The organism is Haloglycomyces albus DSM 45210 (assembly GCF_000527155.1).
Classification (GTDB): Bacteria; Actinomycetota; Actinomycetes; order Mycobacteriales; family Micromonosporaceae; genus Haloglycomyces; species Haloglycomyces albus.
Genome location: NZ_AZUQ01000001.1, coordinates 1,235,135 through 1,255,919 on the forward strand (window position 1 = coordinate 1,235,135; position 20,785 = coordinate 1,255,919).

Genomic DNA, 20,785 nt, shown 5'->3' on the forward strand with positions numbered 1-20,785 from the left:
CGACCTCCCGTGAACCTCGACAAAGCACCGCAACTGACCACCCGCCTACACGGATCACGGCCATCCTGGACCGAAGACACCGACGTCGTGGTGGTCGGTTCCGGTGTAGCCGGGCTCACCTGCGCGCTCAACCTGCGCGAAAGCGGATTCCACGTCACAGTGGTCACCAAAGTGGAAATCGACGACGGATCCACCCGCTGGGCTCAGGGCGGCGTCGCCGCCGTCCTCGATCCCGCCGACTCCCCGGAATCGCACGCCTACGACACCTCCGTGGCAGGCGTCGGCCTCTGCGATCCCGAAGCGGTCCGGGTGACCGTCAGCGAAGGCCCCGACGAGTTGCGGAAACTCATCAACGCCGGGGCCCGCTTCGACCGCGACGACGACGGTGCACTGCAACTGACCCGCGAAGGCGGGCACCGCGCACGCCGCATCGTTCACGCCGGCGGGGACGCCACGGGAGCCGAAATTCAGCGTGCCCTGCACACGGCCGTGCTGCGTGACCCGTGGATTCGGGTCATCGAACACGCCATGGTACTGGAGCTACTGCAAGACGACTCCGGCCACGCCGCCGGAGTCACCCTGCACATCCTCGGCGAAGGAGTCGAACACGGCGTGGGATCGGTACGGTCCCGCGCCGTCGTACTGGCCACCGGTGGGCTCGGCCAGATCTACCAGAACACCACCAACCCCGCCGTCTCCATCGGCGACGGTGTCGCACTCGCACTCAGGGCCGGTGCCGAAGTCTGCGACCTGGAATTCGTCCAGTTCCACCCCACCGCGCTCTACCTCGACGACCATGAGGGACGCGCTCCCCTGATCTCCGAAGCCCTCCGCGGCGAAGGCGCCCACCTGCTCGACGGCGACCAACGACGTTTCATGACCGACGTTCACGAACTCGCCGAACTCGCGCCCCGCGACGTCGTCGCCAAGGCCTCCACCGCCCGCATGCGCGACCAAGACCGACCGCACGTCTGGATCGACGCCCGCCACCTCGGCGAAACCATGCTGACCGGACGCTTCCCCACCATCACCGCCATCTGCCGCGATCACGGCATCGACCCCGCCCGCGACCTCGTCCCCGTCGCACCCGCCGCCCACTACTCCTCGGGCGGCGTCGCCTGCGACCTCGACGGCATGTCAACGATCCCCGGCCTGTACGCGGCCGGAGAAGTCGCCCGCACCGGCCTCCACGGTGCCAACCGACTCGCCTCCAACTCCCTCCTGGAAGGCCTCGTGTTCTCCCGCCGCATCGCCCAACACATCGCCAAAACCCAGCCCGAACCCGGCCCTCCACTCACCATGACCGGCCACGGACGCCTGGTCCACCACGACGCGCCCGGACGTATCCGACAGGCCATGACCGAAGGCGCGGGAGTCCTACGCTCGGCCGACAGCCTGACGGCCACCCTCGGCCAACTCGCCCGCGCCGGAGCACCCGGACCACCGCAACCCAAACCCGACACCTGGGAAGCCACCAACCTCCACACCGCCGCCACCGCCGTCGCCTACGCCGCCGGACTGCGACGAGAAACCCGAGGCAGCCATTGGCGGAACGATCACCCCGACGCCTCGCCGATATGGCTGGGTAATCTGCATGTGAAACTAAAGGACAACGGGCGACTCAGCCACGAATTCCGACCGCTACAGGAGAGGCCGCACACATGACCGACGTCGCTGACCGGATCAGCCAACTGGCGCTGGACCCAGAACGCACCCAAAAGGCAATCGGCGACTTCCTCACCGAAGACCTCTCGCCCCAATGGAGCGACGTAACCTCCGAGGCGATCTTCTCGGCCGACGAGACCACCACCGCCCACCTCGTGCCCCGCGACAGCGGCATCCTCGCCGGACTGCCTCTGGCACACGCCGTCTTCGCTCAACTGCCGGGACCGGTCGAATTCGAATATCACGCCACAGAAGGCACCCACCTCAACGCGAGCAACCCCATCGCGTCGGTGACCGCACCCGTGCGGAGCCTTCTTGCCGCCGAACGCACCGCCCTCAACCTCCTCAGCCGCCTCTGCGGCATCGCCACCCACACCCGCGACTTCGTCGAACTGGTGGAAAACACCAGCGCCCAGATCGTCGACACCCGCAAAACCACACCCGGACTGCGCGAATTCGAAAAATACGCCGTCCGCGCCGCCGGAGGCGGCAACAAACGAATGGGCCTGTACGACGTGGCCATGATCAAAGACAACCACAAAGAAGCCGCCGGATCGATCACCGCCGCCTTCAACGCCGTACGCGGAGCCAACCCCGACATCGACGTTCAAGTCGAAGTGGAAAGCATGGAAGAAGCTGTCGAAGCCACCGCCGTCGGAGCCGCCTTCCTGCTGGTCGACAACCTCAGTCCCAAAGAGACCCGTGAGATCGTCGAGGTCGTCGGGGACAGGACCGACATCGAAGCCACCGGCGGTATTACGCTGGAGAACGTCGGGGAATACGCCGTGGCCGGGGTCGACTTCATCTCCATCGGCGCGTTGACCCATTCGTCGCCCATCGTGGACATCGGTTTGGACCTGTAGGAGTTTGTGACATGTTGCTGTGTGTGGACATCGGGAACACCAACACGGTGTTGGCGACCTTCGAAGGCGAGAAGCTCGTCCATTCCTGGCGTCTGAAGAACGACTCCAAGGACACCGCCGACGAACTCGGCATCAAGTTCCGCGCGCTCCTCGACCAAGACGGCATCAACATATACGGAATCGCCCTGTCCAGCACGGTTCCCCAGGCCGCCTGGGAAATCGCCCGCATGGCCGAACGCTTCTACCCGCACGCCAAACTCATCTCCGTCGCCCCGGGCGTCAAAACCGGAGTGCGCCTGTCGATCGACAACCCCAAGGAAGCCGGACCCGACCGCATCGCCAACACCCACGCCGCCTACCACATGTTCGGCGGCCCCTGCATCACAGTGGACTTCGGAACCTCCACCAACATCGACGTCATCTCCGAACACGGCGACTTCCTCGGCGGCGCGTTCGCCCCGGGGATGGAAGTGTCGATCGACGCGCTCGCCGCTCGGGCGGCTCGGCTGTTGAAGGTGGAACTGACCAAGCCGCGCAAGGCTATCGGGAAGAACACCGTGGAATGTCTCCAGTCGGGGATGATCTTCGGTACGGCCTCCCAGGTGGACGGCATGGTCAATCGGATCGTCGCCGAATTGGGAGCCGAACCGACGGCGGTGGTGGCCACCGGTGGACTGGCGCCCGCCGTCATCACCGAGACGACCACCGTTACCCACCACGAACCCAACCTGACCCTCCACGGACTGCGGATGATCTGGGAACGCAATACCTAAGCCGGTGGCTTTCGGCCCTTTCACCGGGCCGAAGGCGGGATGGACGCTGCGCACTCCCCCGCGCATGGTAATGCGACGCGCCAGTGAAGCGGCGTGCGAGGAGTCGCGGGCCAGGAACAATACCGTAGGACCGGAGCCGGATACGTGCGCGGTGAGCGCGCCCTCCTCCAAACCGCCGTGCATGACCGACGCCAACTCCGGACGCAGACTGACGGCGGCGGCCTCCATGTCGTTGATGAGCAGTTCGGCCAGCTCCCGGGCGGAAACACCGGTCTCAAACGCCCGTCGAATGTCGGTGATGTTGTCGCTGTAACGACCGATGCCGCTCTCCCGCAGGCGGTCGACTTCCTTATAGCATTCGGGGGTGGAGATCTGAGTGTGCGAGGTGGCGACCACCCAGTGGTATTCGCCTCGGGTGTCGAGTTGCGACACGGACTCGCCTCGGCCGCTGCCGACGGCCGTGCCGCCGTGCAGGCAGAAGGGAACGTCGGAACCCAGCCCCGAGGCCAGTTGATCGAGCTGTGCGTCGCTGATGTCGATGTCCCACAGGCGTTGACAGGCGATGAACACTCCGGCGGCGTCGGCCGATCCGCCCGCCAGGCCCCCGGCGACCGGGATGCGTTTCTGGAGATGAATATCGACGTCGGGGGAGATGTCGGCGTATATGGCCATCAGCTGGGCCGCACGCACCGCCAGGTTCGTTTCATCGGTGGGCAACTCTCGCGCGCCCTCCCCGGCGATGGTGATCGACACTCCGGCGTCGGGGGGATTGCGCCGCACCGTGACCGTGTCGTACAGCGAGATGGACTGGTAGACGGTGGTGAGCTCGTGGAATCCGTCGGCCCGTACCGGACCGACACCCAGGTGCGGATTGATCTTGGCACCCACATCGACCGACACGACATCCGAGCGCTCCGCAGACGCGGTTTCCGATTCACCCATAAGGGCCCCTTCCAATCCGAAGTCCTCACACCGGTCCCATCCACGTGATGGTCAGTGTCTGTCAACGACCGAGGTGACGCGATCGGGACGCCCAACGTCCCGACGGCGGTCCATTGAGTATCGGTCAACTTGGCCGACACCACAACCGCCTCATCGGCATTTCGCCGAATTCGATGCTTTCCAGCCTCACCACACCATTGTGACAAGAAAGCGCGAACCGGAGGCTAAAACCCGGCTAACCACTGAACTCCACAGGGTCGGGCGTTGTGCGAGTCAGGACTCTTTTTTCGCCCGGCTCAAGGCAATGAACTCCTCGATGGTCAACGATTCGCCGCGTCGCGTGGAATCGATCCCGGCCAGGTCCATGATCCGTTCGGCCTCGGAAACACTGCCCGCCCAGTCGCGTAGCGCCTGGCGTAGCATCTTGCGGCGCTGTCCGAATGCGGCGTCGACGGCGGCGAAGACCTCTTTCCGGTCGGCGTCGGGGGAGGTGATGCGCTCGAACGACACCAGTCCGCTCGCGACTTTCGGCACCGGCCAGAAAACCTGCGACGATATCGCACCCGCGCGGCGTGCCCGGGCGTACCAGGCCATCTTCACACTCGGGGAACCGTAGATCTTGGAGCCGGGGGAGGCGGTCAGACGGTCGGCCACCTCGCTCTGCACCATCACCAGGCCGCGACGCAGAGTGGGAAAGGTCTCCAGCGCGTGCAGGACAACCGGAACGGCGACGTTGTAAGGAAGGTTCGCGACCAGTGCGGTCGGTTCGGTCGGCAGTTGCTCAGACGTCATATGGGCCGCGTCGGTCTGGACGACCGACAGTTTGCCGAATTCGACGGGCGACGTCCGGGCCTCAAGCGTGGTCGGAAGTGCCAGGGCGAGTTTGGGGTCGATTTCCACGGCCGTCACCGACGCGGCGACCTCCAGCAGCGCTGCGGTCAGAGATCCGAGGCCGGGGCCGACTTCCAGGACGTCGTCCGACTCCGATACTCCTGCGGTTGTGACGATCCGGCGCACCACATTGGCGTCCACCACGAAGTTCTGTCCCCATTTTTTGGTGGGCTTGATGCCCAGACCGGTGGAGATCGCCCGGATGTCCTTACTTGTCAGCAGCTGGGCCACTAGCCTTGTCCCCCTGCCAGGAGAGGCTCCAACATGAGGTCCGGGTAGTCGTTGACCAAGGTCTGAATCCGGTACTTATTGGGCAGTGCCACCAGGTAGGCGCCGTCGCGGGGACGCTGGAAGATCTCGACTCCGGGAGCGGTCTGCAAACGCTTGGCCCCCTCTTCGTCGGTGAGGCGGGCCAGTTGATACGGCAGGTGGTTGATTTCGGCCGGGACGCCGAATTCGGCCTTGAGGCGTGCCAACGTCACGTCGAACTGCAAGGGCCCCACGGCCGCCAATACCGGTGTGGCGTCTCCGCGCTGTTCGGAATACAACACTTGGACCACACCTTCGGCGTCCAACTGAGTGATTCCCTTGCGGAACCGTTTGGCTTTGGAGGTGTCGTTCATTTCCAAAGCCCCGAATTGTTCGGGAGCGAACGCGGGAAGCGGCGGGAATTCGACCTTGGAACCGGCGTAAATCGTATCTCCCACCGACAGGCCGCTGGCGTTGACCAGACCGACGATGTCGCCCGGCCAAGCCTCTTCGGCCGTACCACGGCTGGAGCCGAACATCGTCTGCGCGTACTTGGTGGACATGCCTCGCCCGGACTGGGTCTGCGTGACCTGCATACCCCGGTCGAAATGCCCGGAGCAGACCCGCACGAACGCCAACTGGTCGCGGTGCGAGGCGTTCATGTTCGCCTGCGATTTGAAGACGAAACCGCTGAAGTCGCCCGAGACCTCGCGCGGCTTGCCGGAGACGTCTTCGCGTGAATACGGCGACGGAGCGATGTCGACCAGCAGATCCATCAGCTGCGACACTCCGAAGTGAACCAGGGCGGCACCGAACAGCGTCGGGCTGGTGTCTCCGGCGAGGAAACCTTCACGGTCGAAGTCCGCCTCGATCTCGTCCAAGAGTTCCGACTCTTCACGTGCGCGCAGGTAGTCTTCGCTGAAACGTTCTTCGGCGACGGCGGGGTCGAGGACCTCGCTTTCGGCACCGGCGACACCTCCAGCGGTGCGTTCGTAACGCACCATGCCGTCGGCCTGTTTGCCGCCGATGGGCATGCGTTCGATGACGCCTTTGAAATCGCCGCCGATTCCGACCGGCCAGGTCACCGGGGTGGGTTTAATGCCGATGCGCTCTTCGATCTCCTCCAGCAGTTCGAGAGCGTCCTTGGCGGGACGGTCCCATTTGTTGATGAAGGTGATGACGGGGATGCGGCGCGCGCGACAGACCTCGAAGAGCTTCAGGGTCTGCGGTTCGAGCCCTTTGGCCGCGTCTAGAAGCATGACCGCCGCGTCGACGGCCGTCAGCACCCGGTAGGTGTCTTCGGAGAAGTCGGCGTGGCCGGGGGTGTCGAGGAGGTTGATGACGCAGTCGCGGTAGTCGAACTGCAAGGCCGCCGAAGTGATCGAGATGCCTCGATCTTTTTCCATCGACATCCAGTCGGAGACCACGCCCTTGCGGTTGCCCTTGCCGTGGACCGCACCGGCGGATTGAATCGCTTCACCGTAGAGCGCGAGCGCCTCGGTGATCGTGGACTTACCGGCGTCGGGGTGCGAGATGACGGCGAAAGTGCGGCGGCGGGCGGCTTCCTGGGCGACCTGCGAAGACATAGACTCCTCATAAACGGCAGGATGGTGGGCGCGAACTGTGGTCGAAGCGGTTCGCACAGACTGCGGAAAAGCTTCGAGAAATGCTTACGTCAACTTTAGCCCCGCTGTTCGGAGGCGTCACTTCGCCACGCTCCCGGGAGTGCCGCCGGCCGCGTTCGTCGCTCTAGGTGGCCAGGAGGCCCTTGACGATCTGGGAGACGGTTTTCCCGTCCGCACGTCCCGCTACCTGGGGTTGCAGGGTCTTCATGACCTTGCCCATGTCCTTGGGGCCTTCGTAGCCGCCTTCGGAGATGATCGTCTGAGCCATTTCGGTGATTTCCGACTCAGTCAGTGGTTCGGGCAGGTATTTCTTGATGACGGCTTCTTCGGCCAGTTCGGCTTCGGCCTGCTCGGTGCGGCCGCCGTCGTGGAAGGCGTCGGCGGCTTCGCGACGTTGTTTGGCCTGCTTGGTCAGGATTCTCTGCACGTCAGAGTCCTGGAGTTCGTGGGAGGAGCTCCCGGAGACCTCCTCGTTCTTGACGGCCGTCAACACCATGCGAAGAGTGTTAAGGGTCACTTTGTCCTTGTTTTTGAGGGCGGCGCGCATGTCCGCTTCCAGTTGGGTCTTCAATTCACTCACAGATAAACAATCTACCCTTGGGGATATGAGGAAAAGCCGAGGACTAGCAGTAGCCGCCGGAATAGGGATCGGGGCAGGTGCCCTCGCGCTTGCGTATGCTTCCCTATACGAGCGGGTTCAGTACACACTTCGTCATTTTGCGGTGCCGGTATTGCCTGCTGGAAGCGAACCGGTGCGGGTTTTGCACATTTCCGACCTGCATATGACGCCGGGGCAGTATCGCAAGCAGCATTGGGTGGCCTCGCTATCGGCGTTGGATCCCGATTTGGTGCTGCTGACCGGCGATAATCTGGGGCATCCGGAAGCGCTGGAGTATGTGGAGCGCACGCTTCGGCCGCTTTTCAACTCGCCTGGGGCGTTCGTCTTCGGTTCGAACGACTACTACGCTCCGGTGCCGAAGAACCCGTTTACGTATTTCAACAAGAACCGCGAGCACAAGTACGGTGAGCCCTTGCCGGTGGAGGATCTGCGTCGGATCTTGACGTCGGGCGGTTGGATGGATTTGAACAACAAGTCCACCGACCAGCGTCTCAGTGGCTTGAACATGCACCTCGCCGGGGTGGACGATCCCCACTTCGACTACGACGACTATTCGGCGGTGGCCGGACCGGTTCCGGCGGAAGCCGACGTGTCGATCGGGCTGGCCCATTCGCCGGAGCCGAGGGTGCTGGACGACTTCGCCTCGGACGGATACGACTTCGTCGCCGCCGGGCACACCCACGGTGGTCAGGTGTGTGTGCCCGGGTACGGGGCTTTGGTGACCAACTGCGGCATCGACCGTCGTCGAGTGAAGGGGCTGCACGACTGGGGCAATGACATGTGGCTGCACGTGTCGGCGGGGCTCGGTACGTCGCCGTACGCGCCGGTCCGCTTTGCCTGTGCGCCGGAGGCGAGTCTCTTGACGTTCGTGCCGAGGGAAATGTAGTCGCCTCACCGATCGACGCAGTGCGGTCGATTCGTGCCGTGGCCGTGTTGCCCGGGGCGGGGAGCGGGGAACTGTGACTCGAGTCAGCCTCGCTGACCCGCATCGGGTACGGATGGCCAAGTCGGGTATGATCGATGCGTACTTTGCGGGATCCATTCGATGGATCGACGCAACGGGTTGTGGCGCAGCTTGGTAGCGCACCTCGTTCGGGACGAGGGGGTCGCAGGTTCAAATCCTGTCAACCCGACCACATCATTGCAGGTCAGGGCGCAAATCCTGGCCTGTTTTGCTTTCCTGGGCATGACCACGGTTAGCACTTGGTCAGTGGGATCGTACGGCACTCCCTGACACGATCCGAACCATGTCGAATGATTGCTTTGACGTCATCACATAGTGCTGCTCGCCGGACCTGCCGGTCGCCCTTCAGAAATCTTTGCCTGGTATTGACAGGGAGTGACACTTTCACCGGAATCTAGGTGGTGAGACGCGATACGGAAGCGTGCGAAGCTGGATTCGAGCGGCCCGTCGGGCCCGGCATGATGCGAGTCAAGCGATCAGGGGCTTGGCGATCAGCGCGACGCTGATACCGATCATGGCCAGTCCCGAAGCGCGGGAGACGACTTTGGCTGTGGCAGGACGCGTCCCCAATACACGGCGAGCGCCCACGCCCACGGCTACGTAGACCACCGCGCACGACGCGATGTGGATCAGACCGAGGAAGACGATCTGCACGCTGATCGGCCAAGGCCCCGAAGGGTCGGTGAACTGCGGCAGGATGGCAAGGAAGAGCAGGTATACCTTCGGGTTCAGTCCGCTCACGCCCATGCCCTTGAACGTCTGGCGCCATGGGGATGACACGTCGGGCTCCCCGCTGGTACGTGGGCCGGCGGGCTTCGCGAAGGTCGTGGCTCCCAGCCACAGGAGGTACACGGCACCGGCGACGGTCAGCCAAGTGAGCGCATGGGGAGATTCGGCTACGAAGGCGCCTACCCCAGCGGCCACGACGAGTGTGGCGGCGAGATGTCCGGTCAGCATGCCTCCAACCGAAGGCACGACAGACCGGTGGCGTAGTCCGGCGGAAATGGCATAGGCCCAGTCCGCTCCCGGCGTACAGACAAGGAGGAACGAGGTGACCCAGAAGGCAACGGCGGCGGCGGAGTCCACGGCTGTCCCTTTCTTCTTACCAGAAATCAGTGTGTGCAGAACAAGATTAGTTCTGTTTGTGAAGGAGAAGATTGCAAGTAATGGCAGATAGAGTCGTTTTAGGGGTAAAATATTCTCTGTGGACGCACTTGATAAGAAAATTATTGCTGAACTACAGCGAGATGGACGCCTAACGGTGACGGAACTGGCCGCCAGGGTGAACCTGAGCGTCTCGCCTTGCCACCGACGGCTGCGCGAGCTCGAGGAGTCGGGCGCGATTCGCGGCTACCGCGCCATCGTCGACCTGCAGTCGATAGGGCTCTCCTTCGAGTCGCTGGTCTTCGCGACCTTGAGGTGGGAGGACCGCAACACCGTTCCGGAGTTCGAGGAGGCCGTGGCCTCGGTTCCCCAGGTAGCGCAGGCGGAGCGGTTGTTCGGAGAGCCGGACTACCTTCTGCGAGTCGTCACCGCCGACCTGGAGGCGTTCCAGAAGGTCTACGACGAGCAGTTGGCGACCTTGCCCGGTGTTCAGCGGTTGACCTCCACCATCGTCATGAAGCGCCTGGTGGAAGACCGGCCGTTGAAGTCCTAACAGCCCCGGTTGGCTCGACGAGCGCTGCATCGAGCCGGTGTCAGGTTTCTCGCCTCTACCCGGTCAGGACAGTGAAAGCACTTGTCAATCGAGAACGGAGCTATCTCATGGCCATCGCTCATATAGTCGTCACCGTCGCCGCCGCTCTTTGGGTCGGTTTCTCGGCGTACGCGCTCCTATCCAGAGCCGCCTTTGTCGTTGAAGCCATGGAGGAGTACGGCGTCCCACGGTCGTGGTGGAGCTGGCTCGGGTGGGCCAAGGCGGCAGGCGCAGTCGGACTCATAGTCGGCCTCGTCGTCCCCGCTATCGGAATCGCCGCCGCGATCGGACTGGTTGTCTACTTCACGGGAGCGGTAATCACCGTTCTGCGAGCGCGTGCGTACAGGAGCGTGGTCTTCCCGATCCTGTACCTGGTTCCATCGGCGGCCGCGCTGGTCCTCGCAGTTCTTGTCTAGGGAGGGGCAGACGACCGGTTGATCCCTGACCGGCAGTGCCCGTTCCCTGCCCGACGAGGTCCTCGCCAAAACACCGAAATTCCAGGGGACATTTGAGTAGATGCCTACCTTAATTGATGGACCATAGTTTTGTGCGAATGGGAATGTCGACGTTCGGGGCGAACAACTTTATTGAAGAGATGGACGATATGTTGGGGGGATCGGTTATTGGTCCAGTTTCCTTCGCCAGGCGGTATCGAACAGGGTTACTGCCAATATAAAGGGAAGGGCAATAGCGAGACTCCAATACCAGGAAATATCGAACCAGTAGGCTACGCTGCTGATTCCACCAATGATGGTGATAGTCGACAGGAAGCTTAGTGCTCTTGGCCAAAATCCGCTGTACATTTATGCCCTCCAGCTAATTGCAGTTGGCACTCGTCGCCTCGTTGTATTTCCTTTTCCGGCCCTGGGATTTTGCCTTAATAGCCTATACTGCTCGCAAAGTCCTTGTTGCTCAAGGTGTCTTTCGTCCAGATTTAACTGTGCCTTCTGTTCGGTGCGGCACTAACAGAACTTGTACAGACCAGCGTGCATTGATGCGTCGATGTCGACGATCGTTCCTTCATAGCCGAGCGCTATTTCTGACATTACGGACTTATCTGGACAAGTAGTCGTGCTGCATTCGTTAGTCGTGAAAGTAGGAATGGTGGCGCGTTGCGAGGGCTTTCCCCATCGCAACGCGGTCGGTGCTGGTCATGGCGAACGCGGTTAGGAAGTCTCGGTGTTTATGGATTCCATGATGAGTTCCATGTCGATGATCTCCTGCTTCTGTACGGCCACCATCCGTTCGGCCATGTTCACAACAACGGCTTCGTCGGCCAAGTCCACGGCCATGGCGGCCATGTCGATACCGCCTTCATGGTGAGCGATCATTAGCTCGGCGAAGCGTAGATCGGCCTCAGCGCCGATCAGCGTCTTGAATTCCTTGAGCTGTTCAGGGGTGGCCATGCCCGCCATCATGACTCCCTTCTTGTCATTCGCATCGGATTCGGAAACGTCGGCGTCCTCTGCCCACACCATCGGATCTGAGTGAGTCACATTGAGTTCCCACTGGTTAAGCAGAGAACGCATCGCTCCGATCTCACCCTGCTGCGCGGTAAGGATGTCGTAGGCGATGGCGCGCATGTTCTCGTTCTCGCCGTACTTGTACTCGTAGATCGACATCTCGACGGCCTGGGCGTGGTGGGTACTCATGTCGCGGAGGAACCCCGCATCAGCGGAGTCTTCACCTGGAGTCGAAGCCTCGACCCACAGAAACATCGCTCCGGCCCCGATGACCGATGACAATACCGAGGCGAGGATGACGAGCAGGACGGGTTTTCCGGTGTATTCGGTGCTCATTTACTCTTCCTGATCCTTCGCGTTGTCGTCAGAGGTCTCGGATGTTTCGTCATGGTCGGAATCTTCGTCCTCGGACGGCGGCTCCGGCATCGGATCGTCCACTGTTGTGGTGACGCCGCCGGAACATGTTGCGTTGGGCTCCATGGTGTTGTCTTTCGCCTGGGCGAAGCGGTCAATGAACTGGCTGATACGTTCATCCTCCGGGTTATCCACGGTCAGACGTAGGCCCCAGGCCTGGAGCGATATGGGCTGATCCATACCGGGGTATTGACTCATGAAGGTGTAGTCACGTCCCTGCACATTGGAGGCGAGCTCTTCCACATCACTGTCGCTGACGGCGTCGGGGTCGTAGGTGATCCAGACTGCGCCGTGTTCGAGCGCGTGAATGGCGTTGCGTGTGTCGATCGCGCCGTCGTAGACGGTGCCTTGGCAGTTCTGCCACTGACCGTAGTGGTTTCCGCCGACCGCCGGTTCGGTGTCGTAGTCGACGTAGGTTCCCTCTTCGACGTGAGTGCGCTCAGCGACCTGCGGATGTTCGAGGTCGTCGGCTTCTATCTCTCCGTCTTCCATTGCCAGGCGCAGTTCGGTGGAGTATTCGTAGTCGCCAAGGAAACTCTCCAGCCCTTCAGGCGGCTTTTTGGAGTCGTTAACCACCCAGAGTGCGCCGCCGACGATGCCGAGGGCGACCACGCCAATGATGGAGAAGGTGACGATCAGACCCCACGGCTTGGGATTCTTAACGGTGACTTTAGGGCTGCGGGTTCGTTTTGATTCAGACATGACGGGTTGACACCTCATTTGTTGTCGTTCGATGCGGGTGGTGAAGATTCCTTGCGTATACACCATTGGTGCCGAAATTCGGAACGCAAGAGCACGGGATGGTCGACCGTGCTTCTACCTCTCCGGTGCGGCAATCGCCGGGAGGCGTGTCTAGCCGAGGTAGGGGATGTTGAACCACGTGAACGGTCCGGATGGAAGATTGCGCAAAACAAGCAGAAATACGAGGCCAATGACTCCGTAGGCGATGTAAATGGAAGCAGGGATCCGCAGCGCGGGAAGGCGCTTTCCGCTCCACGCCCAAGTCGTCCACCAAACCAGCCCGTAAGCGGCTGGAGGGAAGGCGATCAACGCCACCGGGTTGTGGCGGAAGGCCTGGATGAGGTCGCCGTGAATGAGATACCAGTACATTCGGGTGCCGCCGCAGGCAGGCCCGTTGATGTCGAATAGGACGTGGAACATGCACGGCCCGGTGGGGTCCGGGTTGGTGTCGGTGGGGTTGAACGCCAAGACGTAGGCGGTGGCCGCCGCCAGTCCGAAGGCGACGAGGAGGGTTCCTATTCGGTGCGGCAGTGGGGAACTCGGCCGTGCGCTGATCGGTATCCGTGTCATGTGATGGTCCTAGGTAGCGAACACAATTATTACTATTGTACATAGTACTAGTTAAGGGCGTAAGAGTGCGACGGATCAGGTTGATGTGAATGCGGCCGGAGTCGAAGTCGATCTATGCGACTATGGCGGCTGCGACGGGGTTTGGTGGGGTGTAAGCGATGTCCTCTATTTATACTAGTGTGTATAGGTTCCAATTGCCCCTCGTATAGGTCACGATCGCGTGCTTAAGAGAACGGCGGGGAGGGGCCTTCGCCCTCCGCTCCGCCGTTTCGTCGGCTGCTTATTCCGATTCATCAAGGTGCTCGAGGCAGGTAGAGTCGCCCATGGTCTCTTCGTGCATGCGCCGCATCTCCTCCCTTTGCTCGGGGCTCATCTGATCAGAGTCCATTTGCTCGTGCATTTGCTGCATGTCCTCGGAGTCCATGTCCATCATCATGCCCATGCCGTCCATATCTCCCGGCATCATGGACCCCAGGCCACCGGAGGCGACGCTGGTACCGGCGAAGCCGATAATGGCACCGGCAAGTACGCCCGCTCCTGCGATGCCCCAGGTCTTGGCTCTGCTACTCATTGACCGCCCTTTCGTCGAACTTACTATTCAACATAGTAACTGAAATTTTGAGGAATGGCTTCTCTCTCGGATTAGAGTTGGTTGATTCGGAACTCGCAGTGTCCAGATCTAGCTTTAGGCGCTGGGAGAGGTCACCCACTGATCGCATTGAAAGGCGGGTGGCGGGCAACCTTGGCGACACCGTAGGTGGGGCCGATTGCAGCGCTGAGCCGGCTACCTAGGAGAAGCTCGCTCAGCGCCATAACCGTATGGACGGCACCTCAGTCGTAGGCGACGTCTCCGCACAACACCCGGTCACCGGCTACGGCATGGTCGTGGCCTTCGGGGGCGTCGGTATGGACGACGATTGACTTAACGCGGTCGTCAGCCTCCAGCGGGCTCGAGGTGGTCACCGTCGCTTCGCCGCTGTCGTCGGTGGTCAGGTGGAGATGAATCTCGTTGTCCTCACCCATGCCTGCTTCAGGATCGGCCAACCAGTGCTCGCCACCGGGCGGGTCGGCCTCGCAGGAGGAATCGTGGAGATGCGAGGTGTAATCCGTATCGGGGTTCATCTCGGTGATGGTCAACTCCACCGTCGTTTCTTCCTCGGAGACCGTGATTTGGGAGCTGCCGGCGGCTTCAGTACCGTCGAGAGCGATCAAGGCGGCGGTGGCGGTTTTCTTGTTGGCGTCGGTATCCGTCTCTGAATCCTGGGATTCGGATTCGGACGAGCCGCAGGCGGCCACGGTGGCCAGGAGCCCGAGGGCGGGGAGGAATGCGGTCATTTTATTCAATGGATTGTCCTTTCTATGTTTTCCAGTGTCATAGCGCATTGTGTCGGTCATAGCCAGATTTCTCCGACTCCGACACTGGCGCGTAGCCAGTTGATGAACACGCCCCAGGCACCGGTAACCAGCATGAGGCCGACGGTGACCAGCAAAACGCCTCCGATCGCGGTGATCACACGGGTGTGGGAACGGAGAAACCTAAACGCACGGGTGGCTTTCTGGAATCCCAGGGCGAGCAGAAGGAATGGGATGCCGAGGCCGAGGCAGTAAGCGATGACGAGAGCCAGGCCGCGAGTGGTACCACCCTGCACGTAGGCGAGCCCGGTGACAGCGGCCAGAACTGGGGAGATGCAGGGAACCCACGAGATGGCGAAAACCGCTCCGAAGATCGGCGCTCCGGTGAGTCCGGCGGCAGGTCTCCATTTTATCTGGAAGCCGCGACCGAAGGGGATGAGTCCGGAGAACATCAGTCCCATAAGAATCATGAGCCCGCCTACGATCACTTCGATGGTCGTTCCGTTACCCAGAAGGTGTTTCCCTACCGTCTGGAGCGCGAAGACGGTGGAGGTGAAGACGAAAGTGAACCCCGCTATGAACAACAGCGCTCCGGCAAGAACTCGTCCCTTGCGTCCGCCGCGTTCCAATTGGTCACCGGTGAGGCCGGTGATATAGGAGAGATAGCCGGGCATCAGGGGAAGACAGCAGGGGGAGATGAACGACAAAAGTCCGGCTCCGGCGGCGATGGCGATCGCATAGACGATCGGTCCGGCGGTAATGATCTCAGCCGGGCTCATTGGATAAGGGCCCTCTTCGTGGGGTCATCGATATCGGTGTCGCTGGGGTGTCGAAATCTTGGGGTACTGCGACTCACGTGGCGAATCTCGTCGACCCCGTCGGACTGTGAAAGTCGTCTGCGGGTGGTCGGTAGCGCACAGATGATCGGCATGACCATGGGGTTCTCCTTGGTCGGCGGAACGGTTGGGGAGCGAACCACTCCATATACTAAGTTGATTAGTAGTTTAGGGATGCCGTCGAACCTTGTGGTCGTGCCTGTCCATGATGTGCGCCGCTTCATTCAGGGTGTCGGGTTGTATGTACTAATCGGGTTAGGAGTACCCCTGGGGCTCGGTTATCATAGGAGCACTGACGACGAGGGAAACGAGGATAGATGAAGCGGCTGGGAGAATTGGAAGCTCAGGTCATGGAGAAGCTGTGGAGCTCGTCCGAGCCGATGAGTGTCCGCGCCGTGCTCAAGGGGCTGAACCGTAAGGAGGCCCCGGCCTACACGACGATCATGACCGTGCTGGACAACCTTCACCGCAAGGAGATGGTTGAGCGCTATCGTGAAGGCCGCGCCTATCTGTATCGTCCGGCGATGTCGCGCGTCGATTTCGATGCCACGCGTATGGCCGAAGTCTATGATCAGGCAGGTGACAGGGAAGCGGTACTCCTGAAATTCGTCGACTCGGTCTCCGAAGATGAGGCCGATCAGATCCGCAGGCTTTTGGGCGGCACAGGCGGGCACTGATGAGTATCGCACTGGTCCTCTTGTCGTTCGCTCTCGTTCTGGGGTGGGGTATGCCCTGGATGCTGTCCCGTTGCGAGGGACTGGAGTCGCGACCACGGCTGGCCATTACCGTTTGGATGTCCTTCGCCGTAGGGCTCGTACTGTCGTTGCCGGCTGCCGGCCTGGCCATGCTCTTGCCAATGGCGTCGTTCCAATCGATGGCTTCGGATTTTCTCAACACTTGTCTGGCAGCGCTTCGGTCGCAATACGGTTCGTTCGGCGGTAGCGCCGTCGGTGTCATCTCGGCTCTCTTGGTCTTTGGGGCCGCTGCGCGGTTGACGTATCTTGCCGTCCGCCACTCCGTCACCTCCCTTGCGCAACACCGCCGCCACAGTGAATGGTTGGCGACCTCTGCGCGATGGGATGACGTGCGCGGATGTCACGTCGTTGATCACCCCGCCGCGACCGCTTATTGCCTTGCCGACCGGGACCGGTCGATCGTCATGACCACCGGGGCGATCGACGCTCTCGACGCCGCGTCTCTGCGGGCGGTTCTCGCCCATGAACGTGCCCACCTATTCGGGCGCCACCACCTTGTCGCTTCGGTCGCCCTGTTGGTCGGGCGATTTCTACCCGTCATTCCTCTGCTGGGCATGTTGCCCGCACGCATTGGTCATCTTCTGGAGCTGTGTGCCGACCGTGCGGCTACTCGTACCGTTCCCGCTCGTGACATCGCACAGGGCATCCTTGCGTTCGCCGAGGCTGGAAGTGCAGCTCCCCACGCTGCCCTGGCCGCCTCCGGTGGGCACGCTCTCTCGCGGGTGCGTCATCTGCTCGGAGAACATCCGACCACTCCGGCCTGGCAGGCGGGCAGTGTTGCTGCGGGAAGTTTCGCCGCAGCTGCATTTCCGGTGTTGGCGGCTGCATTGCCGCTGGCGGTCTTGGCTCAGATGTCGTGCTACTAGAAAACTCTGAGTTTCGCTTTCTGCGGTGGCGACTTGGTCGTTTATATACTATCCTTCATAGTACTTGAAAACTTAGTAGAAAGTGGGTGGCCGTGACAGAGCTGCTGTTCTCCACCACTCTCCTTGCCTCCTTTCTCGGAGGTGTCCTAGCGTTGGCCGCACCGTGCTGTGTATCTGTCATGCTTCCGGCCTACTTCGCCTCCACCTTTCGTCACAGGCGCGCCATCCTCGGCATGACGCTGGTCTTCGCCGCAGGTGTGGCTACGGTAATCCTCCCGATCGCGTTGGGAGCTACGGCGCTGTCGCGTTTGTTCATCTCCCAGCACGTGTGGGTGTATTCCATCGGGGGCGTACTCATGCTTGCTTTCGGGGTGGTGATGATGGCAGGTGGGGACTTCAAGATTCCCATGCCGGGTATGCGTTCCACTTCAGGCAAGGGTATGGGGTCAACCTACCTGCTCGGCGCGTTCTCCGGGATTTCATCAGCCTGTTGCGCCCCCGTTTTGGCCGGTGTCGTGACCGTTTCCGGGGCTACGGCGTCCTTCCCAGCGGCAACGGCCGTCGGAGTCGCCTACGTCTTCGGGATGGTCGCCCCGCTGGCGGTGCTGGCTTTGTTGTGGGACAAGCGCGACTGGGGTTCGGCGAATTTGCTGTCATCGAAGAGCGTTACCTGGCGAATTGGTGGCCGACGCAAGACCGTTCCTATGTGGTCGGTTCTTTCCGGCGGTGTTATGGCGGCCATGGGTGCGCTGACGTTCATACTGGCGTTCACGGACCAAGGTATGGACCCAGCGGGGTGGCAAGCTCGCGTAGCCGCTGCGCTGCGACATTTCTCCGCACGACTACAAGAGGCCTTGGCGTCGGTTCCGGGAATTATCACCAGCCTATTGATTTTCGTGGCCCTAGGTTGGGTGATCTACAAGGCCGTCCGCGGGCTGCGTGGAGGAACAATCGCAACCGGCTCGAGTCAAAACAATGCCGAGTCCTGCTGCGAAGACCACGAATCCGAACCGACCGCGAAAGGATGACGTATGAAGACAACGACCACCGGTAAGAAGAGTAGAAACAATGCCGCGACCGGGCCGTGGCAACCTAGCATCGGTCAGATCTTCATCGGAATCGCGGTCTTGATCGGCATTGGACTTCTTTACACCGTTTACTCCGTCTCCGCCGACGCGAAGAAAGACGCCGCCGATACGGGAGCCAGCGGCTACGAATACGCCGTCGGTGATCCCGGAATAGGACAGAAAGCCCCTGGCTTCACGCTTCCAGGCACCAACGGTGACGATGTAAGCTTGGCCGATTACGAAGGCGAAAACGTGCTGTTGTATTTCCATGAAGGTGGTGGGTGTCAGCCTTGTTGGGATCAAATAGCCGACATTGAAAAGGAATGGGACAAGTTCAGCGACTCCGGTATTGACCGATTCCTTGCCGTCACCACCGACCCGATCGACATCCACACGCGGAAGATGGCCGATGACGAACTCGACTCCACAGGCGTTTCCGATCCCGACTTGGCCGTCTCAGAACGGTATGACACGAACTCCTATGGAATGATGCGCGGAACCACCAACGGGCACTCCTTCATCCTTGTCGACGGCGAGGGCACCATCACTTGGAGGGCCGATTACGGCGGCGAGCCCGACTACACGATGTACGTACCGGTCGATGGAATCCTCGCCGATTTGGCATCGTCCCGAGGAGAATAATGACCGTGCTGGAGATTACCTTGCTTACCCAGGAGGACTGCGGGTTCTGTACGCATGCCAAGGAGATTCTTGGTCGCCTCCGAGCGGACTTTTCGTTGACGGTCACCGAGCTGGACATGACCACTGAATCCGGTCGTGCCATGGCTTTGGAACACGGTATTTTCTTCGCGCCCGGACTGTTCATTGACGGGGAGCCGTTCAGCTACGGGAGGGTTTCGGAGAAGAAGCTCCGCAAAACCTTCCGGAAACGAGTGGACGAAGGATGAATGCCTGATAGTCGCTTTTGGGCTTGTTCGTTTCGGCGGTCTCCCTACGGTGACCTTCTCGTCTCTAGGTGAGGTAGTGCAGGCGCGTAGGCGGCAAGTTAAGCGGAGATACCGTGCGACTCTGCATTACAGCGTATGGACCACGAATGATGGGTTTGCCTCTTGGTGCGGTGGTGTGCCATTGCAGCCTTGCCGTAACGGCACACCACCGGTGAACGTTCGTTCGGACGGCCCACAATCGACTAACGTGTGGTCAGTCGTTGGAGCTGTCCCAATCCACACCCGTTAGTTCGTCTTGGCGGGGCAGCATGACTCGCCGCTGGCCTGCGCCCGTAGCATCTGGTGGTGCATGCGAAGCATTTCGGCTTCTATCCACGGATCATCCGTCTGATGCATCATCCGCTGCATACAGTCGGCCATATCCTCACAGCAGTCCTTGTGGCTCTTCGGCATGTCCATGCAGCAGCATTCCATCTGCTCCTCCATGTGCACGTTCCCACCGTCGATTGCGTGCGCCGGAGTGCCAGTCAGGAACAGAAGAGCAGCAGCCGTTCCGGATACCATTGCGAGCAGTTTCTTAATGTTGTACCGCATAAATTCTCCTTTTTACGAAGAAGAATAGTAGGATTGAAGGCGGTTCGGAGTGATGGCGATCGGCGTGTTGGGCTTCTAAGTCTCATCATATCGCCCCAGGGCGTAGGTGGCACTCAGCAATGGCGTTGGGGTATAGGCGATACCATGCGGCGAAAAACCTATGAGGCGAAACAAGCGATGACAGCATTATGTGGTAATACGATTTAGAAGTGTCGATATAAGGCTTATATACCCTTGCGCAGTTTCGGACGATACGTGGGTTTGCGGACTTTCTATAACTCGATTGCGGATTCGTACCGCGCCGTGTAGGGATTCCGCTGTTCTAGCATCGATACGGTTGCGCTCTACCAGATTATCGATGATGTCGTTTATATCGTAGGAGTGTGCACGGCCGTCGGATTGTGAGTTCAGTTCCGACAGCTGATTGATCAGGACGTCGGTAGCGGTGATGATTGCGGCATTAGGCGACGTGGAAGCAACCTGATTGGCCTCTGCCAGGCGAAACGTTCGGTACGGATCGTGCGACCCGCCGGGCTCGGCACCGTCGGAGTCGTCCATCCAATCGATGGCGGTTTGACGGGTTGATTGATCGACGGTTTCCTTCAATGTGTCGATTTCGGCTGAAAGTGTTGCACTCAATGGACCAGCCTGGAGGGTGTCGAGGCGGCGGCCCTGGAATATTCCGGCGAGGGATTTCCTAAACAACAAAGCGATCACAATCGAAACTACCGGCCAGGCAAGGACGTCTACCAGTTTCACGGTAGCTTCGAGAACGTTCATGTCCGCAAGGATATCGCCGTTCTGCCAACTGAAAATCCCCCATTTTCTTGAACGGCAGCGATCTTGCTGAACATGCAGGACCTAGTGGCCCTATCGGAGTTGCCCACCTTCCAGAGCTCCGACAGGGCCTGACTCCCCTCTCCCGCAGCGC

The 20,785-nt window shown here is 60.9% G+C and carries 23 protein-coding genes, 1 tRNA gene and 1 pseudogene; 12 read left to right on the plus strand and 13 right to left on the minus strand.

From position 1 onward, the window contains the following. The first annotated feature begins 9 nt into the window (after positions 1-9). The 3 genes from HALAL_RS0105805 to HALAL_RS0105815 are packed head-to-tail and all read left to right on the plus strand — an operon-like array spanning position 10 to position 3,301. Positions 10-1,665, plus strand: a complete 1,656-nt coding sequence (locus HALAL_RS0105805; RefSeq protein ID WP_025273098.1) for an L-aspartate oxidase — start codon at positions 10-12, stop codon at positions 1,663-1,665. Beyond that, on the plus strand, positions 1,662-2,528 hold the full coding sequence (gene nadC, locus HALAL_RS0105810) for a carboxylating nicotinate-nucleotide diphosphorylase (protein WP_029767465.1): 867 nt from the start codon (positions 1,662-1,664) through the stop codon (positions 2,526-2,528). Before HALAL_RS0105805 ends, nadC begins: the two co-directional genes overlap by 4 nt. An 11-nt stretch (positions 2,529-2,539) precedes the next feature. Next, entirely contained in the window at positions 2,540-3,301 is a 762-nt protein-coding gene (locus tag HALAL_RS0105815; protein WP_025273099.1) for a type III pantothenate kinase, read from the plus strand. Positions 3,302-3,370: 69 nt separating this feature from the next. Here HALAL_RS0105815 and HALAL_RS19275 read toward each other — a convergent pair. The 4 genes and pseudogenes from HALAL_RS19275 to HALAL_RS0105835 all read right to left on the minus strand — a co-directional run. After that, positions 3,371-4,243: pseudogene (locus tag HALAL_RS19275) on the minus strand (4-(cytidine 5'-diphospho)-2-C-methyl-D-erythritol kinase); the annotation flags it as partial. 273 nt (positions 4,244-4,516) lie between these two features. Beyond that, positions 4,517-5,365, minus strand: a complete 849-nt coding sequence (rsmA, locus tag HALAL_RS0105825) for a 16S rRNA (adenine(1518)-N(6)/adenine(1519)-N(6))-dimethyltransferase RsmA (protein WP_025273101.1) — start codon at positions 5,363-5,365, stop codon at positions 4,517-4,519. Then, positions 5,365-6,969: a peptide chain release factor 3 gene (locus tag HALAL_RS0105830; RefSeq protein ID WP_025273102.1), complete on the minus strand. Its 1,605-nt coding sequence runs from the start codon at positions 6,967-6,969 to the stop codon at positions 5,365-5,367. Before HALAL_RS0105830 ends, rsmA begins: the two co-directional genes overlap by 1 nt. Before the next feature lie 163 nt (positions 6,970-7,132). Beyond that, positions 7,133-7,588, minus strand: coding sequence for a GatB/YqeY domain-containing protein (locus HALAL_RS0105835; protein WP_025273103.1), 456 nt, complete (start codon positions 7,586-7,588; stop codon positions 7,133-7,135). 25 nt (positions 7,589-7,613) lie between these two features. On the opposite strand from HALAL_RS0105835, the gene HALAL_RS0105840 reads away from it, so the two are divergent. Both HALAL_RS0105840 and HALAL_RS0105845 read left to right on the plus strand, forming a co-directional pair. Beyond that, the gene (locus HALAL_RS0105840) at positions 7,614-8,513 is read left to right on the plus strand and encodes a metallophosphoesterase (RefSeq protein ID WP_025273104.1); all 900 of its coding nucleotides are present in this window, start codon (positions 7,614-7,616) and stop codon (positions 8,511-8,513) included. Positions 8,514-8,686: 173 nt separating this feature from the next. Next, positions 8,687-8,763, plus strand: a tRNA-Pro gene (locus HALAL_RS0105845). 296 nt (positions 8,764-9,059) lie between these two features. On the opposite strand, the gene HALAL_RS0105850 is transcribed toward HALAL_RS0105845, so the two are convergent. Beyond that, positions 9,060-9,677, minus strand: coding sequence for a LysE family translocator (locus HALAL_RS0105850; protein ID WP_025273105.1), 618 nt, complete (start codon positions 9,675-9,677; stop codon positions 9,060-9,062). A 118-nt stretch (positions 9,678-9,795) separates the two neighbouring features. Between HALAL_RS0105850 and HALAL_RS0105855 the strand changes: the two genes are divergently transcribed. Further along, a complete protein-coding gene (locus HALAL_RS0105855; protein ID WP_025273106.1) occupies positions 9,796-10,248 on the plus strand; it encodes an Lrp/AsnC family transcriptional regulator in 453 nt (150 codons plus the stop codon). A 107-nt stretch (positions 10,249-10,355) separates the two neighbouring features. Further along, positions 10,356-10,703: a DoxX family protein gene (locus tag HALAL_RS0105860; protein WP_025273107.1), complete on the plus strand. Its 348-nt coding sequence runs from the start codon at positions 10,356-10,358 to the stop codon at positions 10,701-10,703. Between the two features lie 750 nt (positions 10,704-11,453). Here HALAL_RS0105860 and HALAL_RS0105870 read toward each other — a convergent pair. The 6 genes from HALAL_RS0105870 to HALAL_RS0105895 form a co-directional block, all read right to left on the minus strand. Continuing rightward, complete coding sequence (locus HALAL_RS0105870; protein WP_025273109.1) at positions 11,454-12,086, minus strand: DUF305 domain-containing protein; 633 nt, start codon at positions 12,084-12,086, stop codon at positions 11,454-11,456. Continuing rightward, positions 12,087-12,866, minus strand: coding sequence for a thioredoxin-like domain-containing protein (locus HALAL_RS17425; RefSeq protein ID WP_169732410.1), 780 nt, complete (start codon positions 12,864-12,866; stop codon positions 12,087-12,089). It lies immediately after the preceding gene. A gap of 150 nt (positions 12,867-13,016) precedes the next feature. Continuing rightward, positions 13,017-13,475 carry a DUF2752 domain-containing protein gene (locus HALAL_RS0105880; RefSeq protein WP_025273111.1) on the minus strand — a complete coding sequence of 153 codons (459 nt, stop codon included), beginning with the start codon at positions 13,473-13,475 and terminating at the stop codon, positions 13,017-13,019. 280 nt (positions 13,476-13,755) lie between these two features. Beyond that, the gene (locus HALAL_RS0105885; RefSeq protein ID WP_025273112.1) at positions 13,756-14,046 is read right to left on the minus strand and encodes a hypothetical protein; all 291 of its coding nucleotides are present in this window, start codon (positions 14,044-14,046) and stop codon (positions 13,756-13,758) included. Between the two features lie 260 nt (positions 14,047-14,306). Beyond that, positions 14,307-14,819, minus strand: coding sequence for a hypothetical protein (locus tag HALAL_RS0105890; protein ID WP_156937621.1), 513 nt, complete (start codon positions 14,817-14,819; stop codon positions 14,307-14,309). A 47-nt stretch (positions 14,820-14,866) separates the two neighbouring features. Continuing rightward, entirely contained in the window at positions 14,867-15,607 is a 741-nt protein-coding gene (locus HALAL_RS0105895) for a cytochrome c biogenesis CcdA family protein (RefSeq protein ID WP_025273114.1), read from the minus strand. A gap of 374 nt (positions 15,608-15,981) precedes the next feature. On the opposite strand from HALAL_RS0105895, the gene HALAL_RS0105905 reads away from it, so the two are divergent. The 5 genes from HALAL_RS0105905 to HALAL_RS0105925 all read left to right on the plus strand — a co-directional run bounded on the left by HALAL_RS0105905 (position 15,982) and on the right by HALAL_RS0105925 (position 19,260). Beyond that, the gene (locus tag HALAL_RS0105905; protein ID WP_025273116.1) at positions 15,982-16,341 is read left to right on the plus strand and encodes a BlaI/MecI/CopY family transcriptional regulator; all 360 of its coding nucleotides are present in this window, start codon (positions 15,982-15,984) and stop codon (positions 16,339-16,341) included. Then, positions 16,341-17,285, plus strand: coding sequence for a M56 family metallopeptidase (locus HALAL_RS17430; protein WP_025273117.1), 945 nt, complete (start codon positions 16,341-16,343; stop codon positions 17,283-17,285). Before HALAL_RS0105905 ends, HALAL_RS17430 begins: the two co-directional genes overlap by 1 nt. 86 nt (positions 17,286-17,371) lie before the next feature. Further along, positions 17,372-18,313, plus strand: a complete 942-nt coding sequence (locus HALAL_RS0105915) for a cytochrome c biogenesis CcdA family protein (RefSeq protein ID WP_211240433.1) — start codon at positions 17,372-17,374, stop codon at positions 18,311-18,313. Between the two features lie 3 nt (positions 18,314-18,316). Beyond that, positions 18,317-18,994, plus strand: a complete 678-nt coding sequence (locus tag HALAL_RS0105920) for a peroxiredoxin family protein (protein WP_025273119.1) — start codon at positions 18,317-18,319, stop codon at positions 18,992-18,994. Continuing rightward, positions 18,994-19,260, plus strand: coding sequence for a glutaredoxin family protein (locus HALAL_RS0105925; RefSeq protein WP_025273120.1), 267 nt, complete (start codon positions 18,994-18,996; stop codon positions 19,258-19,260). The genes HALAL_RS0105920 and HALAL_RS0105925 overlap by 1 nt, the downstream gene beginning before the upstream one ends. Before the next feature lie 285 nt (positions 19,261-19,545). Here HALAL_RS0105925 and HALAL_RS0105930 read toward each other — a convergent pair whose 3' ends face one another. Beyond that, positions 19,546-19,854 carry a hypothetical protein gene (locus tag HALAL_RS0105930; protein WP_025273121.1) on the minus strand — a complete coding sequence of 103 codons (309 nt, stop codon included), beginning with the start codon at positions 19,852-19,854 and terminating at the stop codon, positions 19,546-19,548. A gap of 186 nt (positions 19,855-20,040) precedes the next feature. Then, positions 20,041-20,634, minus strand: a complete 594-nt coding sequence (locus HALAL_RS0105935) for a hypothetical protein (RefSeq protein ID WP_025273122.1) — start codon at positions 20,632-20,634, stop codon at positions 20,041-20,043. Positions 20,635-20,785: the final 151 nt, after the last annotated feature.

Bases quoted from the DNA above. Each gene is read 5' to 3' on its own strand.
- HALAL_RS0105830 (WP_025273102.1), bottom strand. From the start codon at position 6,969: ATGTCTTCGCAGGTCGCCCAGGAAGCCGCCCGCCGCCGCACTTTCGCC.
- HALAL_RS0105860 (WP_025273107.1), top strand. From the start codon at position 10,356: ATGGCCATCGCTCATATAGTCGTCACCGTCGCCGCCGCTCTTTGGGTC.
- HALAL_RS0105935 (WP_025273122.1), bottom strand. From the start codon at position 20,634: ATGAACGTTCTCGAAGCTACCGTGAAACTGGTAGACGTCCTTGCCTGG.
- HALAL_RS17425 (WP_169732410.1), bottom strand. From the start codon at position 12,866: ATGTCTGAATCAAAACGAACCCGCAGCCCTAAAGTCACCGTTAAGAAT.
- HALAL_RS17430 (WP_025273117.1), top strand. From the start codon at position 16,341: ATGAGTATCGCACTGGTCCTCTTGTCGTTCGCTCTCGTTCTGGGGTGG.
- nadC (WP_029767465.1), top strand. From the start codon at position 1,662: ATGACCGACGTCGCTGACCGGATCAGCCAACTGGCGCTGGACCCAGAA.
- HALAL_RS0105925 (WP_025273120.1), top strand. From the start codon at position 18,994: ATGACCGTGCTGGAGATTACCTTGCTTACCCAGGAGGACTGCGGGTTC.
- HALAL_RS0105870 (WP_025273109.1), bottom strand. From the start codon at position 12,086: ATGAGCACCGAATACACCGGAAAACCCGTCCTGCTCGTCATCCTCGCC.
- HALAL_RS0105895 (WP_025273114.1), bottom strand. From the start codon at position 15,607: ATGAGCCCGGCTGAGATCATTACCGCCGGACCGATCGTCTATGCGATC.
- HALAL_RS0105880 (WP_025273111.1), bottom strand. From the start codon at position 13,475: ATGACACGGATACCGATCAGCGCACGGCCGAGTTCCCCACTGCCGCAC.
- HALAL_RS0105905 (WP_025273116.1), top strand. From the start codon at position 15,982: ATGAAGCGGCTGGGAGAATTGGAAGCTCAGGTCATGGAGAAGCTGTGG.
- HALAL_RS0105840 (WP_025273104.1), top strand. From the start codon at position 7,614: ATGAGGAAAAGCCGAGGACTAGCAGTAGCCGCCGGAATAGGGATCGGG.
- HALAL_RS0105885 (WP_025273112.1), bottom strand. From the start codon at position 14,046: ATGAGTAGCAGAGCCAAGACCTGGGGCATCGCAGGAGCGGGCGTACTT.
- HALAL_RS0105920 (WP_025273119.1), top strand. From the start codon at position 18,317: ATGAAGACAACGACCACCGGTAAGAAGAGTAGAAACAATGCCGCGACC.
- HALAL_RS0105815 (WP_025273099.1), top strand. From the start codon at position 2,540: ATGTTGCTGTGTGTGGACATCGGGAACACCAACACGGTGTTGGCGACC.
- HALAL_RS0105930 (WP_025273121.1), bottom strand. From the start codon at position 19,854: ATGCGGTACAACATTAAGAAACTGCTCGCAATGGTATCCGGAACGGCT.